The organism is Pelomonas sp. CA6, from assembly GCF_022549225.1.
Taxonomy (GTDB): Bacteria; Pseudomonadota; Gammaproteobacteria; order Burkholderiales; family Burkholderiaceae_C; genus Roseateles.
Window position 1 is genome coordinate 90,914 of record NZ_JAKZFD010000008.1, and the last position, 14,568, is coordinate 105,481.

At 67.5% G+C, this 14,568-nt stretch carries 9 protein-coding genes and 1 pseudogene; 2 read left to right on the forward strand and 8 right to left on the reverse strand.

Annotation, left to right across the window (positions count from 1 at the left end):
- Positions 1-2: 2 nt before the first annotated feature.
- The gene (locus tag LZ017_RS14395) at positions 3-848 is read right to left on the reverse strand and encodes a Sir2 family NAD-dependent protein deacetylase (RefSeq protein ID WP_241397566.1); all 846 of its coding nucleotides are present in this window, start codon (positions 846-848) and stop codon (positions 3-5) included.
- Entirely contained in the window at positions 845-6,493 is a 5,649-nt protein-coding gene (uvrA, locus tag LZ017_RS14400) for an excinuclease ABC subunit UvrA (RefSeq protein WP_241397567.1), read from the reverse strand. The genes LZ017_RS14395 and uvrA overlap by 4 nt, the downstream gene beginning before the upstream one ends.
- Before the next feature lie 237 nt (positions 6,494-6,730).
- Between uvrA and LZ017_RS14405 the strand changes: the two genes are divergently transcribed.
- Positions 6,731-7,237, forward strand: coding sequence for a response regulator (locus LZ017_RS14405; protein WP_241397568.1), 507 nt, complete (start codon positions 6,731-6,733; stop codon positions 7,235-7,237).
- 91 nt (positions 7,238-7,328) lie between these two features.
- A pseudogene (locus LZ017_RS14410) lies at positions 7,329-8,270 on the forward strand (IS5 family transposase).
- 617 nt (positions 8,271-8,887) lie between these two features.
- Here LZ017_RS14410 and LZ017_RS14415 read toward each other — a convergent pair.
- From LZ017_RS14415 to LZ017_RS14440, 6 genes are all read right to left on the reverse strand, one after another.
- Positions 8,888-9,874, reverse strand: a complete 987-nt coding sequence (locus tag LZ017_RS14415; protein WP_241397569.1) for a hypothetical protein — start codon at positions 9,872-9,874, stop codon at positions 8,888-8,890.
- 166 nt (positions 9,875-10,040) lie between these two features.
- Positions 10,041-10,880, reverse strand: a complete 840-nt coding sequence (locus tag LZ017_RS14420) for an alpha/beta fold hydrolase (protein ID WP_241397570.1) — start codon at positions 10,878-10,880, stop codon at positions 10,041-10,043.
- 13 nt (positions 10,881-10,893) lie between these two features.
- Positions 10,894-11,976, reverse strand: coding sequence for a branched-chain amino acid ABC transporter permease (locus tag LZ017_RS14425; RefSeq protein WP_241397571.1), 1,083 nt, complete (start codon positions 11,974-11,976; stop codon positions 10,894-10,896).
- 7 nt (positions 11,977-11,983) lie between these two features.
- Positions 11,984-13,015, reverse strand: coding sequence for a branched-chain amino acid ABC transporter permease (locus LZ017_RS14430; protein WP_241397572.1), 1,032 nt, complete (start codon positions 13,013-13,015; stop codon positions 11,984-11,986).
- Positions 13,012-13,761 (reverse strand): ABC transporter ATP-binding protein, encoded by a 750-nt coding sequence (locus tag LZ017_RS14435; RefSeq protein WP_241397573.1) that lies wholly within the window; start codon positions 13,759-13,761, stop codon positions 13,012-13,014. The genes LZ017_RS14430 and LZ017_RS14435 overlap by 4 nt, the downstream gene beginning before the upstream one ends.
- Positions 13,758-14,519, reverse strand: coding sequence for an ABC transporter ATP-binding protein (locus tag LZ017_RS14440; RefSeq protein WP_241397574.1), 762 nt, complete (start codon positions 14,517-14,519; stop codon positions 13,758-13,760). The genes LZ017_RS14435 and LZ017_RS14440 overlap by 4 nt, the downstream gene beginning before the upstream one ends.
- Positions 14,520-14,568: the final 49 nt, after the last annotated feature.

Consider the following 14,568-nt stretch of genomic DNA (forward strand, 5'->3'; position numbering starts at 1 on the left):
CATCAACCGCCCAGTGCGGCATCCAGCTGCTGCAGCGCGTCCAGCGCCCCCATCGCCAAGCCCAGGTCGCGCGGCGACGGCACCTGCGGCTCGCGCAGGTTGATGCGCAGCAGCCTGCCGTTCAGCTCGCGCAGCACCTGCTGGCCGAAACGGCGCACCGAGGGCACGGCCGTACCCGCGCCCAGTTCGATCACCAGCGGCTTGCGCGCAGCGCGCAGACGCGGCAGCAACTCGCGCGACTGCGCCCGCTCGCGCGGATCCACCCATTGGCCATCGCCGAACATCAGCACATTGGGCCGTGCCAGCGCACCACAGCGCGGACAGCGCGGCGCCTCATTCAACAAGCGGCAGGCCGACTCGTCCACCTCGGGCTCGAAGCCCTCGGCCGACCAGACCTCGTCGCCGCAAGGCCGGCTGCATTGCAGGTGCAGCAGCGAGCCATGGCATTCCCAGACCTGGGCCTCGTCGAAGCCGGCGCACTGGAACTGGCCGTCCACATTGCTGGTGTAGACCAGCGCGCCGCGCTCGCAGCGTTCGCCCCAGCGGCGCAGGATGGCGAAGCCCGCATGCGGCCGCGTGCGCCGGTACAGGGCCAGCCTGTGGCCATAGAAGCCCCAGGCCAGCGCGGGATCGCGGCGGAAGGCCTCCGGGTTGGCGATCTCGACGAAGTCCAGCCCGGCCCGGCCCAGCGCCGGATAGGCGCGCCAGAAGCCCTCGTTGCCGCGGAAATCCGGCAGCCCCGAATCGACGCCCATGCCGGCGCCCGCCGCGATGACCAACAGGTCGGCCTGCTCGACCAGCTGCAGCGCATGGGCCAGGCGCGCGGGGTCGGACAGGTCCGCCGTCATCCCTGGCGCGCCAGCACCGGCGCCAGCGCCACGCCGGTGTGCGTGCGCAGCGCCACCAGATCCTCCGGCCGCCCCGCCGCCACCACGCGGCCGCCGCCGGCACCGCCTTCCGGCCCCAGGTCCAGCACCCAGTCGGCCTCGGCGATCACGTCCAGGTCGTGCTCGATCACCACCACGCTGTGGCCGCCACCGACCAGCCGGTGCAGCACGCGGATCAGCTTTTCCACATCGGCCATGTGCAGGCCCACGGTGGGCTCGTCCAACACGTACAGCGTGTGCGGCGCCTTCTGGCCGCGGCGCGTCACGTCGTCGCGCACCTTGACCAGCTCGCTGACCAACTTGATGCGCTGCGCCTCGCCGCCGGACAGCGTGGGGCTGGGCTGGCCCAGCGTCAGATAGCCCAGGCCCACGTCCTGCAGCAGCTTCAGCGGATGGGCGATGGCGGTCATCGCGGCGAAGAACTCCACCGCCTCGTCCACCTCCATCTGCAGCACGTCGCCGATGCTCTTGCCCCGCCAGCTCACCGCCAGCGTCTCGGGGTTGAAGCGCTGGCCATGGCATTGGTCGCACAGCACCTTCACGTCCGGCAGGAAGCTCATCGCGATGGTGCGCATGCCCTGGCCCTCGCAGGCCGGGCAGCGCCCTTCGCCGGTGTTGAAGCTGAAGCGGCCCGGCCCGTAGCCGCGCGCCTTGGACTCCAGCGTCTCGGCGAACAGCCGGCGGATCGCGTCCCAAAAGCCCACATAGGTGGCCGGGCAGCTGCGCGGCGTCTTGCCGATCGGGGTCTGGTCCACCTCCAGCACGCGGTCCACCTGCTGATGGCCGTCGATGCCGGCGCAGCCCACCCAGGCCGACGGGTCCTTGCGCAGCGGCACCGCCATCGCCATGTTGGCCAGCAACACGTCGCGCGCCAGCGTGCTCTTGCCCGAGCCGGACACCCCGGTCACCGCGACCAGGCGCTGCAGCGGCACGTCCACCGTCACGCCACGCAGGTTGTGCAGCGTGGCCTCGCGAACGGTGAGGCGCGGCGTCGCGGCATCGACCTCGCGGCGCGGGTGCAGCGGGTGGATCAGGGGATGCGCGAGGAAGCGCCCGGTCAGCGAATCCGCGTGCGCGGCCAGCTCCGCGGCCGAGCCCTGCGCGATCACGCGGCCGCCGCGCTTGCCGGCGCCGGGGCCGATGTCGATGATGTGGTCGGCGCGCCGTATGGTGTCCTCGTCGTGCTCCACCACGACCAGCGTGTTGCCCTTGTCGCCCAGCGTGGCCAGGGCCTTCAGCAGGATCTGGTTGTCGCGCGGATGCAGGCCGATGGTCGGCTCGTCCAGCACATAGCAGACGCCCTGCAGATTGCTGCCCAGCTGCGCGGCCAGGCGGATGCGCTGCGCCTCGCCGCCCGACAGCGTGGGCGCGGCGCGGTCCAGTGTCAGATAGCCCAGGCCGACCTCCTCAAGGAACTCCAGCCGGCCGCGGATCTCGGTGATCACGTCGCGCGCGATCTCGGCGTCGCGGCCGGCGAGCGCCAGCCCGGCGATCCACTCGCGCGCCTGCGTCACGCTCCAGCCCGCGACCTCGGCGATGCCGCGCTGCGCGAAGCTCACCGCGCGCGCCACCGGGTTCAGGCGCGAGCCCTGGCAGTCCGGGCAGGGCTGGTCGGACAGGTCCTCGACCTCCGCTTCCTCGGCCGGGAAGCTCTGTTCGCGGCCGCGGTTGTCCTTGTCCTGCTGGGAGTCGTCCAGCTGCTTGCGCTGCTCGCGCGTCAAGGCAAGACCTGTCCCCACGCAACTGCCGCACCAGCCATGCTTGCTGTTGTAGCTGAACAGGCGCGGGTCCAGCTCCGGGTAGCTGGTGCCGCAGCTGGGGCAGGCGCGCTTGGTCGAGAAGACCTTGACCTGGCCGATGCCACGCGTCGGCGTGCCGGCGTGCAGCGCGGCCTTCAGCCCGTCCAGCGGGCTGAGCACCTGCACCACGCCCTTGCCCTGCTCCAGTGCCTTGGCCAGCAGTTCGCGCAGCGCGGCCTCCTGGTCGGCGCCCACGACCAGGTCGCCCACCGGCAGCTCGATGCTGTGCTCCTTGAAGCGGTCCAGCCGCGGCCACGGCGAGGTGGGCAGGAACTCGCCGTCCACACGCAGATGGGTGTGGCCGCGGCCCTTGGCCCATTTGGCCAGGTCGGTGTACACGCCCTTGCGGTTGACCACCAGCGGCGCGAGCAGCCCGATGTGCTGGCCGCGGTAGTCGCGCAGCAGCTGGGCCGCGATCGCCTCCACGCTCTGCGGGCGCACCGGCGTGCCGTCGTTGGGGCAGTGCTGCACGCCCAGCTTCACGTAGAGCAGGCGCAGGAAATGCCAGACCTCGGTGGTGGTCGCCACCGTGCTCTTGCGCCCACCGCGCGAGAGCCGCTGCTCGATCGCCACCGTGGGCGGGATGCCCCAGACCGCGTCCACCTCGGGTCGGCCGGCGGGCTGCACGATGGAGCGCGCATAGGCGTTGAGCGACTCCAGGTAGCGGCGCTGGCCTTCGTTGAACAGAATGTCGAAGGCCAGCGTGCTCTTGCCCGAACCGGAGACGCCGGTGACGACGTTGAACTTGCCGCGCGGGATGGCCACGTCGACCGACTTCAGGTTGTGCTCGCGGGCGTTGACGATGCGGATCGCCTCGTCCGTCTGGCGGCGCGCGCGCACCAGGCTCTGCAGCGGGCGCCCCTCCTCCACCTGCATCGGGGGTCGGTCCATCTCGGCCGCGTACTCGCGCAGCGCCTGCGCGGTGTGCGAGCTCTTGTGTTCGCGCACCTCCTCGGGCGTGCCGCAGACCACCACCTCGCCGCCGTCTTCGCCACCCTCGGGCCCCAGGTCGATGACCCAGTCCGACGCGCGGATCACGTCCAGGTTGTGCTCAATCAGGATCAGCGAATGCCCGGCCGCCAGCAGCTTGCGCATCGCGCGCATCAGCTTGGCGATGTCGTCGAAGTGCAGCCCGGTGGTGGGCTCGTCGAACAGGAAAAGCGTGCCCTTGCGCGCCACCGTCTGGCGCGTCTTGCTGGCGCTGGCCGCGGCCTCGGCGAGGAAGCCGGCCAGCTTGAGCCGCTGCGCCTCGCCGCCCGACAATGTGGGCACCGGCTGGCCCAGGGTCAGGTAGTCCAGGCCCACGTCGGACAGCGGCTGCAGCTTGGTCAGCACCTCGCGGTCGTCCTTGAAGAGCTGCAGCGCGTCGGCCACCGTCAGGTCCAGCACGTCGGAGACGCTCAGCTCGCGCCCGCCGCGCTCCAGCTTCACCTCCAGGATCTCGGCGCGGAAGCGCTTGCCGTCGCAGTCCGGGCAGCGCAGATAGACGTCCGAGAGGAACTGCATCTCCACATGCTCGAAGCCCGAACCGCCGCAGCTGGGGCAGCGCCCGTCGCCCGCGTTGAAGCTGAACATGCCGGCGCCATAGCTGCGCTCCTTGGCCAGCGGGGCCTCGGCGAAGCGCTTGCGGATCTCGTCGAACACGCCGACATAGCTGGCCGGGTTGGAGCGCGCCGTCTTGCCGATCGGCGACTGGTCGACGAAGACCGCGTCGGCCAGCCAGTCCGCGCCCAGCAGCCGGTCGTGCGCGCCGGGCGTTTCGGTGGCCTGGCCGAACCAGCGCGCCAGCGCCGGGTAGAGCACGTCCTGCATCAGCGTGCTCTTGCCCGAGCCGGACACGCCGGTGACGGCCACCATGCGCTGCAGCGGGAACTCGACGCTGACGTTCTTCAAGTTGTGCTCGCGCGCGCCCTCCAGGACCAGGCGCGGCGTGTTCGCGTCCACTGGCCGCTTCAGCCCCATGCCCACATGCTTGCGCGCGCCCAGGTAGGCGCCGGTCAGCGTGTCGGCCGCGCGGATCTCGGAGGGCGTGCCGTCGAACACGATCTGCCCGCCCTGGCGCCCCGGCCCTGGGCCCATGTCGATCAGGCGGTCGGCGGCCAGCATCACCGCCGGATCATGTTCGACGACCACCAGGGTGTTGCCCGCGTCGCGCAGGCGCTGCATGGCCTGCACGATGCGGTTCATGTCGCGCGGATGCAGGCCGATGCTGGGCTCGTCCAGCACGAACAGCGTGTTGACCAGCGAGGTGCCCAGCGCCGTGGTCAGGTTGATGCGCTGCACCTCGCCACCGGACAGCGTGCGGCTCTGGCGATCCAGCGTCAGATAGCCGATGCCCACGTCGCAGAGGTATTTGAGCCGGTTGCGGATCTCTTCGAGCAGCAGCTTCAAGGCCTCGTCCAGCATCGTGCCGGGCAGCTGCAGCGCGTCCATGAAGCGGCGCAGCCGGTGGATGGGCAGCTGCATCAGGTCGTGCACCGACAGCCCCGGCAGCGCCTCCAGCTGCGCGCGGGACCAGCGCACGCCCTCGGGCAGGAAGCGCTGCGCCGCCGGCAGCACCTCGTCGGCCAGCGCCCTGGAGCCGATGCGCCACAGCAGCGCCTCGGTCTTCAGCCGCGCGCCGCGGCAGGCCGGGCACTCGGTGTAGCTGCGGTACTTGGACAGCAGCACCCGGATGTGCATCTTGTAGGCCTTGCTCTCCAGGTAGTCGAAGAAGCGGCGCACCCCGTACCACTGCTTGTTCCAGTTGCCGTTCCAGTTCGGGCTGCCCTCGATGACCCAGTCGCGTTGCGCCGTGGTGAGCTGGTTCCACGCGGTGTCGCGCGGGATGCCGGCTTCGCCGGCGTACTTCATCAGGTCGTCCTGGCATTCCTTCCAGGCCGGGGTCTGCAGCGGCTTGATCGCGCCGTTGCGCAGGGTCTTCTTCTCGTCCGGGATCACCAGGCCCAGGTCCACGCCGATGACGCGGCCGAAGCCGCGGCAGCTGTCGCAGGCGCCCATCGCCGAGTTGAACGAGAACAGCGCCGGCTGCGGGTCGGCGTAGCGGATGTCGCTGTCCGGGCAGTGCAGCCCGGTGGAGTAGCGCCACAGCTGCGGCGGCGCGCCTTCGTCCGCGCCCAGTGCGTAGACCGTCAGCCGCCCGCTGCCGCGTTTGAGCGCCAGCTCGATGGCCTCCAGCACCCGCGCCTGCTCGGCGCCCTGAATGCGGAAGCGGTCGGCCACGACATCCAGGATCTTCCGTTCGTCGACCACCCGCTCGGCCTGCACCCGCGTGAAGCCCGACGCCGACAGCCACTGCGTCACCTCGGCCTCGCTGACCGTGGCCGGCAGCTCCACCGGGAAGGTCACGACCAGGCGCGGATCGGCCTCGCGCGTGCGCGTCATCAGCTCGGCATAGATGGTCTGCGGCGTGTCGTGGCGCACCGGCGTCGCGGTCTCGCGGTCGAAGAGCTCGGCCCCGCGCGCGAAGAGCAGCTTCAGGTGGTCGTTGAGCTCGGTCATCGTGCCCACCGTGGAGCGGCTGGTGCGCACCGGGTTGGTCTGGTCGATCGCGATGGCCGGCGGCACGCCCTCCACCTTGTCCACCGCCGGGCGGTCCATGCGATCCAGGAACTGGCGCGCATAGGCGGAGAAGGTCTCCACATAGCGCCGCTGCCCCTCGGCATACAGGGTGTCGAACACCAGGCTGGACTTGCCCGACCCGCTCGGACCGGTGACCACGGTCAACTCCCCGGTGCGCAGATCCAGGTCGAGATTCTTCAGGTTGTGCTGGCGGGCACCGCGGATGCGGATATCGGCGTCGGACATGCTGGGCTCTTTGGCGGGTGGGCGGTCATTCTAGGCAGGGCCGGTGTCAGTTCTTGTCAGCAAAGGGCGTGCCGTTCAGCGGCCGGAACCGGCCCTTTGTCCGTTCGCGGTCCAACGGTCGGGGATGGGCTTGCCCTGTCCGACCGGCTCAGGCAACAATCAGACCGTCATCCGGCTCCGCCGCCCGCGGGGCCGGAGCGCCGCTGCGCGCCAGGTTGTTCGGGGAGAATGCCACACATGGAGTACAAGCAACTCGCGGGAATCGGGCGCGCCAGCCAGTGGATGGCCGCTGAGCCCGGGCACGCCCCCGGTGCGGCATCGACCGTGGTCGAACGACCGGTGCCCGGCGCGGCCGGCCGGCTGGTGCTGCTGGTCGAGGACAACCCGATCAACCAGGTCGTCGCGCTGGAGTTCCTGGCGCTGATGGGCCTGCAGACCTTGCTCGCCCGCGACGGCCAGGAGGCGCTGGACCACTGCTGCCAGACCGCTCCCAGCCTGGTGCTGATGGATATCCAGATGCCGGGCATGGATGGCCTGGAATGCGCCCGCCGCCTGCGCGCGCTGCAGGCCGACGGCCGGTTGCCCCATTTCCCCATCCTCGCGCTGACCGCCCACGCACTGGAAAGCGACGTCGCCGACAGCTTGAAGGCCGGCATGGATGAACACCTCACCAAGCCGCTGGACTTCATGACGCTGCGCCAGAGGCTGGCGCGCTGGCTGACCTTGCCGGGCTTGAACGACTAGGGAAGCTCTGCACAAATCGCCAGTTGCCGTGCTGGGCGTCGACGTGAAGCACTGAGGCGATACGGTCCATGAAAAGCAGCACAGCCTAGGCCTGGGACAGACGGCCAAGCGGACGCGGCGCCGGGGATTCCTAGACGAGATGGAGAAGGTCGTACCGTGGGCCGATCTTGTGGCGCTGGTGTCGCCGTATTTGCCGGAGGGCAAGCGTGGCCGCCCGCCGTTCTCTCCGGAGACGATGCTGCGCATTCATTTCATGCAGCAGTGGTTCGCGCTGAGCGACCCGGCGATGGAAGAAGCGCTGGACGACATGCCGGTTTTCCGCGAGTTCGCGGGTCTGGAAGGCTGGGACGAGCGCCTGCCTGACGAGAGCACGATCCTTCGGTTCCGGCATGTGCTGGAGAAGCACAAGCTGGCTGCGCAGATCCTGCAGACCGTCAACGACCTGTTGAGCGCCAAGGGCGTGATGCTCAAGAGCAGTACGGTGGTGGACGCCACCTTGATCGCTGCGCCGAGTTCGACCAAGAACAGCAGTGGCGAGCGCGACCCGGAGATGAAGCAAAGCCGCAAGGGCCAGCAGTAGTACTTCGGCATGAAGTGCCACATTGGCGTGGACGTCGAGTCGGGACTGGTCCACACGGTCAAGGGCACCAGCGGCGCAGTCAACGACGTGGTCGAGGCCAATGGCCTGCTGCGTGACAGCGACCGCGAGGTCTATGTCGATGCGGGATATCGCGGTGCAGCCCAGCGCCCCGATGCCAAGGCCGACGTGAAGTGGAATATCGCGATGCGTCGCGGCAAGAGGCGCACGCTGGACCTGACCAAGCCGATCGAGGCATTGACCGAGCAACTGGAGCGGGTCAAGGCCGGCATCCGGGCACGCGTGGAGCACCCCTTCCGAGTGGTCAAACGCCAGTTTGGCCACGTCAAGGTGCGCTACCGCGGCTTGGCCAAGAACACGGCGCAGTTGTACACGCTGTTCGCGCTGGCCAATTTGTGGATGGTTCGCCGCAAACTGCTGGGAGTGCGGGCATGAGTGCGTCCGCAGGTCTCCAGAGCAGCACTGCCTGCGGCCGAATCGAGGCTGCGCGCTGGAAAACCGAGGCAGATCTGCGGATGGCACCATCACATTCCGATTGGTTCAGCGCATCAGCACGCCGGAGCGTGAGTTGTGCAGAGCATCCTAAGGAAAGTCTAGACGCCGCATGTCGCGCCTTGCGCAAGCGTGAAGCGCTATGACGGCACCGACCTCGAAACAGCAGAGGCCCGGTGAACGCGCCGACCAGAGCGCCTGAGGGCGACGTAAGAGGTCGTGCTATGGGCCGGCTTGTTGGCCCTGGTGTGGACATACTTCTCACAGGGCAAACACGCGCGCCCGCCGCCTCCCAGCAGAGGCCATGCTGCGTTTGCACTTAATGCAGCAATTGTTCGAAAAGAGCGACTCGGCGATCTTCGCAATAGCGCACCTATGTGCCTGACAGGATTTCGTCACTTTTGCTCATGCTTTCGTTCTGGCGCGAACGAAGCTGAGATGGCTTCGCTACTCAAAACACCTGACTTAGCCAGCAGTCGCGGCATTCATCCCGGGAACTCCAAGAATTTGGCTTATTAACCAGGATGAACGCCCAGAGCAAGAAAACGCTTAATCCAACATCAATAGTCAGGCACACATCCTAATGGCGGCTTTCGGCACACCCAAGCAAAACTAAACAACCTACTGTCCTTAAGCGACAACTCAAATTTGTTATTTTGATCAGAAAAATCAAACTTAAACGCATAAGCTTCCTTGACCACATCATCAATGGTATTGCTGCGGAACGCTTTCGGTTCTTCGCCTAAATGGACACGAAATGTGCGCCCCGTAAAGAGCCATTGGGCATTAGACTGCAAATATGAGTGCAGCAATGGTGCCGCTCCGTCATCACCCCAAAGGCGTGCATTTGGAGAGAAGGCCCGCTGAGCGACATTAGCCGTACCGTTTATCTCACCAATGATGAAAGATGTAATCTGCCCTGGCAACTGATTAACATATTCACCAAGCAACTTTTGGGCGTAATGCTCCGCAGTCAGATCAACGATTCGCCCCAACAACGGAATCCAGGACAGAGATGAGTCACAATGATTCACCCCATAAATGGGATTGAATTCAGCCTTTGTTTTAACGGGGTCAACGCGCGCCGTTTGGGCATCGTACTCAGTCTCAATTTTCACCCCCTCCAAAACAACAGAAGCATTACACGTAACAGAAATACCCCATCGTTTTTGCGTCACAGAAACATAGCCACCGTAACTAAATCCCCCGATGACGATTGAATTCAGATATCCACCAACCCCTACAACAGTAGCTTCAATAGGACCACTTAACTTCCCCAACGTAAATTCACCACCCTCCTGCGCAACCCTCTCCGAAACACCCTTATCAAAGGCTTCCTTAAGCCTCTTCCTAACACCATAGACCTCTTCCGCCAGATATCGCAAGGTTCGAGGTCCATTGTAATAATCCTGACTCTCCTGATACGCGGGCCGAGAGCCATATTGAACACTTGCGGTAAATGTACCGCCTTTTATATAGGCAACCGTATCAGCTTGAACTGAGACCCCACTAAATAAAAGAACGCCCAATAAGAGCAATCGCTTCATAATTCCCCCTGCATATGATTGAGTTTCATCAATCGCCGGAACTGCAGACGATCCCAGCCCCTAGCTTTATTCGCATAGAAGCTGGCTTTATCCTGGTTGAGGAAAAAGCGAACGGCAATCCCTCCATCGGGGGCAACAGACTCCGATTCGCACAAAGCGCAAAGACTCACCCGCCGCTAAGAAACCGCTCCACCAACGCATAGTGCTCCGGCACATTCAGCGCCGGCGCGTGGCCGCAGCCGGCGATGGTGACGACGACCGCGCGCGGGCCGCGCACACGCATGGCCTCGGCGGTTTCGGCCAGCAGCAGGTCGGAGGCCTCGCCGCGCAGGCACAGCACCGGCAGGTCCAGACTGTCCCATTCGCTCCAGCGCAGGTAGTCGTTGTCGTGGGCGGTGAACTGGCGCACCATGGCCGGGTCGTAGTGCGGCGTCACGCGGCCGTCGGGCAGGCGGCGCGTGGAGGTCTCGGTCAGGCGGCGCCATTGCGCGTCGCTCAGCCAGCCATAGGGGGCGTAGATCTGGCGGAAGTACTGCTCGAGCTCGCTCACCGTGGTGAAGGCGGCGGGGTGGCCCGCGTACGCGCGTATGCGCTGCAGCGCGGGCTCGGCGAGTTCCGGCCCGTTGTCGTTCAGCACCAGGCGGCGGATGCGCCCGCGCAGGGTCGTGGCCGCGGCCACGGTGCCGATCGCGCCGCCCATGGAGGTGCCCACCCAGTGAAACTGGGTCAGCCCGAGCTGGTCCACCAGCGCGGTGGCCAGGCGCACATAGAAGTCCAGGCAGTACTCGCGGTCCGGGTCGGGGCTCCATTGCGAGAGGCCGCGCCCCAGCGTGTCGGGGCAGATCACGCGGTAGCGCTGGCTCAGGTGCCCGGCCAGGTCGTCCATGTCGCGCCCGGTGCGCGCGAGGCCGTGCCAGGCGATCACCGTCTCGGCATGGCCGGCGCCCCACTCGGTGTAGTGGATCTCGCGGCCCTCGCAGCGCAGGTAGTGGGAAGTGAAGCTCATGGGTGGCTCCGCGTCAGGAAGAACCTTGGCCCCGGGCCCACGCGGCCAGACGCAGCCGGCCGACGATGCCCGTGGGGAAGTGGTAGACCGAAAGCACGAACAGCACCCCCAGCCAGAGCAGCCAGCGGTCCGGCGAGACCAGCTGCGACAGCACCGGGACGCCGGCCACCGCGCCCTCGCCCAGTTTCATCAGGTCCTGCAGATAGTTCTGCGCCAGCACGAAGAGCACGCTGCCGATCACCGCGCCATAGATGGTGCCCATGCCGCCGATCACGACGATGAGCAGGATGTCCAGCATGATCTCGAAGGACATCGAGGTGTCCGGGCCGCAGTAGCGCAGCCACAGGGCCAGCAGCGCGCCGGCGCAGGTGGCGAACAGCGCCGCCAGCACGTTGGACAGCGTGCGGTAGACCACCGTGCGGTAGCCGATGGCCTCGGCGCGGAACTCGTTCTCGCGGATGGCCTGCAGCACGCGGCCGAAGGGCGAGTTGACGATGCGCAGCATCAGCAGCACCAGCGCCACCACCGCCACGAAGAGCAGGTAGTAGCTGAGGAAGCGGCCGTCGATGCTCGCCCCGAGAAACGGCTCGTCCAGATACTCGGTGCCCGGCGACAGCGCCTCGGGCACGCGGAAGTTCAGCCCGTCCTCGCCGCCGGTGAAGTCCGACAGCTGCGAGGCCAGCGTGAGGAATGCCGAGGCCACGGCCAGCGTGATCATCGCGAAGAAGATCGCCTTCACGCGCAGGCTGAAGAGCCCGATCACGAGCGACAGCAGCAGCGAGGCCGCCAGCGCGCCGCCCAGGCCCGCGGCCACGGCGCCCCAGCCCGGCTCCATGCGGCTGGACGCGATCGCGATGCCATAGGCCCCGATGCCGAAGAACATGGTGTGCGCGAAGCTGACGATGCCGGTGTAGCCCAGCAGCAGGTCGTAGCTGGCGACCAGCACGATGAAGACCATCACCTTGGCCGCCACGTTCAGCGCCTTGGTGCCGGGAAAGATGAAGGGCGTGAGCGCCAGGCCCAGCACCGCGACGACCAGCATCAGCGCCAGCCAGCGGCTGCGCGGGAGATCATGAGACAGGAGGTTGTTCAGCATCGCGGCCTCAGCGGTTGGTGACCGGGTACAGCCCCTGCGGGCGCCACATCAGGATCGCCACCATCAGCCCGATGTTGGAGAACAGCGCGACCTTGGGCGCGAGAAAGCCGGTGTAGTTGGCCATCAGCCCGACCAGCAGCGCGCCGACCAGGCAGCCCAGCGTGGATCCCAGCCCGCCGATGATGATGACGATGAAGATCAGCACGTTCACCTGGGCGCCGATCTGCGGCGTGACGCCCTGCTGGTACAGCCCCCACATCACCCCGCCCAGGCCGGCCAGCGCCGAGCCGCCGACGAAGACACCGACGAAGAGCCGCCGGATGCGGTAGCCCAGGCTCTCGACCATTTCGCGATCCTGCACGCCGGCGCGGATCAGCAGGCCCAGCTTGGTGCGGTTCAGGAGCCACAGCAGCAGCGCCAGCACCGCCAGCCCCACGACCACCGCCACCAGGCGGAACTTCTCGATCGCCACATCGCCCATCAGCAGCGAGCCGCGCAGCCCTTCGGGCAGCGGCAGCGGCAGCATCTGCGCGCCCCAGATCGTCTTGATCAGCTCCTCGCCGACGATCATGCCGCCCATGGTGATGAGGATCTGCTTCAGGTGCATGCCGTAGACCGGCCGCACCAGCAGGCGCTCGAAGGCCATGCCCACGGCGCCGGCCACCGCCATGCCCACCAGCGCGGCCAGGGCGATCGCGGCGAGATTGGCCCAGAGATTGGGCGTCTCGGTGAAGCCGCTCATGGCGCCCAGCACCGTGGTCGCCATGAAGGCGCCCAGCGCGATGAACACGCCATGTCCGAAGTTCAGCACATCCATCAGCCCGAAGACCAGGGTCAGGCCCGACGCGATGACGAAGACGATCAGCCCCATCGCCAGCCCGGCCAGCGTCAGCGTGGCCCAGGTGCTGAACGAGCCCACCAGCGGCAGCGCCGCCAGCGCCAGCAGCGCCACCAGGGCGAGCGGGACGAGGTCGAAACGGGCCTTGGGGATGGCCGCCGCGTCGGACACGGCGGCGGCGACTGAAACCGCGGTATTCATTGATGTGCTCCCAGGCTGAGGCCCAGCAGACGCTGCTGCAGCGCCTCGTCCTCGGCCAGTTCGGCCATGGCGCCGGCGTGCACGACGCGGCCGTCATCCATCACCGCGACCTGGTCGCCCAGGGCCTTGGCGACCATGAAGTTCTGCTCCACCAGCAGCACGGTGGTGTCGGTGCGCTTGAGTTCGCGCAGCGCGTCGACCAGGTTGCGCACCATGGCCGGCGCCAGCCCCTTGCTGGGCTCGTCGATCAGCAGCAGCCGGCGCGGCTCGATCATCGCGCGGGCGATGGCCAGCATCTGCTTCTGCCCGCCCGAGAGCTTGCCGGCCGGGTAGAGCCAGAACTTCTTCAGCGCCGGAAAGAGGCCGAACAGCCATTCCAGCCGGCGCGTGTCGATGTCGTCCACCGAGCGCGCGCGCCGCGCCGCGAGCAGCAGGTTCTCCGCCACCGTCAGGTCGGCGAAGATGCCCATGTTCTCGGGCACGTAGGCGATGTCCCGCTGCGCGATCTCGGGCGTGTGCGCCCGCGTGCCAGGGCCGCCGATGGCCTCGCCGGCGAACTGCACCTGGCCCCGGCTGGCCGGCCACAGGCCCATGATGGTGCGCAGCGTGGTCGTCTTGCCCGCGCCATTGCGCCCCAGCAGCATGGTCAGCCGGCCCTGCGGCACGGCGAGGTCGACGCCATGCAGGATGTGGTACGCCCCGATGTGGGTGTGCACGCCCTGCAGGCTCAGCAGCGGCGCGCTCATGCGACGGCCTCCTCGGCCACGTCCAGCCCCAGGTAGGCGTTCTGCACCACCGGCGACGCGATCACCGCGGCGGGCTCGCCATCGGCCACCAGCTGGCCCTGGTGCAGCACGATGATGCGGTCCGCCAGCTCGCGCACCACATCCATCTTGTGCTCGACAAGCAGGATGGTGTGCTCGCCGCGCGCCTTCAGCGCGCGGATGAGGTCCAGGATCACCGGCACCTCGTCCACGCTCATGCCGGCGGTCGGCTCGTCGAACATATAGACCTTGGGGTCCAGCGCGATCAGCATCGCCACCTCCAGCTTGCGCTGGTCGCCATGCGGCAGGCTGGCGGCGACGGACTGCGCCTTGCCCTCCAGCCGCACCTGGCCGAGCACGGCCATCGCCTCGTCCAGCAGCTCGCGGTGCTGCAGCCACACCGACAGCATGCGCAGCCCCAGGCCGCGCCGCGCCTGGATGGCCAGGCGCACGTTCTCCAGCACGGTGAGATGCGGAAACAGCTGCGTCAGCTGGAAAGCGCGACCCAGGCCCTTGCGCGTGCGCAGCGGCGCGCTCAGCCGGGTCAGGTCCTCGCCGTCGAGCAAGACCTGACCCTCGCTGGCCGGCAGCTGCCCGGAGATGAGGTTGAAGTAGGTGGTCTTGCCGGCGCCGTTGGGGCCGACGATGGCGGTCAGCGTGCCGGGGCGAAAGGCGCAGGACACCTGGTCCACCGCCACATGGCCGCCGAAGCGGATGGTGAGCTTGCGGGTTTCGAGCATGAGGATCCTGAACGATGAGCGGGGTCCGGGGCGCGGCCGGCGGACGCAG